2 protein-coding genes are annotated in these 2,414 nt (G+C 40.2%); both read left to right on the top strand.

Annotated elements, in window-relative coordinates:
- The coding region (locus WBN20_RS16280; RefSeq protein WP_424282447.1) for a glycoside hydrolase family 130 protein at nt 1-1,211 on the top strand (1,211 nt) is incomplete at its 5' end.
- 18 nt (nt 1,212-1,229) lie between these two features.
- Entirely contained in the window at nt 1,230-2,339 is a 1,110-nt protein-coding gene (locus WBN20_RS16275; protein ID WP_424282446.1) for a hypothetical protein, read from the top strand.
- Nucleotides 2,340-2,414: the final 75 nt, after the last annotated feature.

The raw sequence follows: 2,414 nt of genomic DNA, 5'->3' as shown, positions 1-2,414 counted from the left end.
GTCATATCGTGGATCTTGTACCCACGAATCTTCAGCTTTCTAAAGAAAAGAAGTTGCTTTTGGGCGCACATTTTGCCAAAGAATATTCTATTCAATCAGCCGCCCTTTTCAATCCATCTATTGTTTCGCATCCAAATCAGGAAAACCTTGGGGAAGGTGAAAAAAGGTTTATCATTAGCTTGCGTTCCGTAGGAGAGGGCCATATTTCGTCGATTGAATTTCGTGAAGGAATTATTTCTATAGATGGAGAGGTTACTTTGGATAAAATCACACCCTTTGCCACACATTCCGATAAAGACCTCTCAATTAGTTATAACAAGGACCAACTAAAATTAAGAGCTGCAATAATTTCGAATTTTGACACTAGTATTTTTGAAGCTCTCCCGAGTGATTTTACTTATCTGGACTATAAAGCAGCACTTGAAGCTAAGGTATTTAATGAATATGATGCTGACACGCATAGGTTATTGTTTGATTTCATAGATACAAACTACAATCTGGCAGCTGATACCGAATCTCCTCTTAGTGAACGTGTAATATTTCCAAGCGCAAAAGGTGAATCAATGGGGATGGAGGACGTACGTTTTGTAGAATTTACGCATGAAAACGGACAGAAAGAATTTATAGGCACTTATACTGCATATGACGGTCATAAAATTACTCCTCAATTAATTTTGACAGATGATTTCACCCATTTCCAAATTCGTACCATGTATGGTAAAGCGGTATCAGATAAGGGTTTTGCCCTTTTTCCGGAAAAAATTAATGGAAAGTTTGTAATGACTGCCCGGCAAGGGGGAGAAGATCTTACCATTATGGAATCTGATGATCTCTATTACTGGGATGAATACAAAGTTATAATGACCCCTGAATTTAGCTGGGGATTGGTACAACAGGGAAACTGTGGTTCTCCACTCAAAACAGAACAGGGATGGCTATTGCTTACCCATGCAGTGGGTCCCCTGCGAAAATACGTGATCAGTGCTGTATTGTTAGATTTGGAACAACCAGAAAAGATTGTAGGCAAGTTAAATTTTCCCTTAATATCGCCCAATGAGGATGAGCGCGAAGGCTACGTGCCTAATGTCGTATACAGCTGTGGCGCCATGATACACAACGACCACCTTATTATTCCTTATGCGATGTCTGATTCTGCTTCAAGCTTTGCCACGGTTTCGGTTTCTGAGATTTTAAAAAATATGAAGGCATAAAACACGAATTGATCTTTTATGGAAAGAATTGTAACCATATCCGGAAAAAATGAGATTATTGACCTTAGCAAGGTAGTGTTTCGCTATGAGGGTAATCCGATTATTACCTGTCATGATGTCAATAATATATGGGATCCTCCACATCTGAAAGTGGTAACTGTTCACAATGCCGGAATCACTCAGTATAAAGATGATATACTCATGTTATTCCGCTCGCATCTTCGGAATGGTATCTCTGTTCTGGGAATTGCCCGTAGCAAGGATGGCCTCTCAGATTGGCGCATAGATCCATCACCTGCTATGATTCCTTGCGACTCGGACGATGAATTTGCGGAGGGAGCAGACATGACTTCCCTAATAGCCAATGAAGGAGGCGGATTGGAAGATGCGAGAATTACAAAGATTAATGAGCACTATTTTATTACATACAGTGCCTATCATGGAAGTATTCAGCATAGGGTAAGGGTTTCCCTAGCTGTTACAAAAGACTTTAAAACGTTTGTTCGCTACGGACCTGTTTTGGAAACCGACATGCGAAATGTGGTGATTTTCCCAGAGAAAATAGGCGATAACTTTTTCGCTCTTTTTCGCCCAAATGATTCTACAGATGGACATACGGGAGGAATATTCAGGCAAATTCTATTGGGAAAGACGGCAGATTGTCTTTCTAATACCTGGGACATCAACCCCAAACCCATTATGAACCAAAGTGGTCTTCCCAGTTTTTATTCCGATAAAATTGGACCGGGTGCACCTCCCATAAAAACCAAACATGGATGGATCAACATTTTTCATGGGGTACGGAGCACCATGGATGGCAATCCCTATTATTTAGGAGTAGCGCTGCACGATTTGAACGATGTCTCAAAGATCTTGGTGGCTAATTTTCCAATTCTAATGCCTTCAAAAGCAGATTGCAGGGTAGGAGAGGAAGATTATGTACATGTTCCCCAGGTGGTATTTTGTTGTGGGGCAATGAGAAAGGACAATGGTGAAATCTACATATATTATGCAGGTAACGATACGGTGATGAATGTTGGTGTCACCCATGAGGATATATTGGCAGAATTGTGTCATCGATATCCCCAGGATACTGCTACAGGAGTGGCTTTGTATAGTTTAAAATGAGAATAAAATAAATACTGGAGTATGGCACAAGTAAAATTAAATCACATTGAAAAAGTTTACGAAGGCGGTTTTAAT

The organism is Eudoraea sp., assembly GCF_049665975.1.
Lineage (GTDB): Bacteria > Bacteroidota > Bacteroidia > Flavobacteriales > Flavobacteriaceae > Eudoraea.
This window is presented reverse-complemented; position numbering and strand designations above follow the sequence as displayed.

Coding starts and splice junctions, on each gene's coding strand:
- WBN20_RS16275 (WP_424282446.1), top strand. CDS start 1,230: ATGGAAAGAATTGTAACCATATCCGGAAAAAATGAGATTATTGACCTT.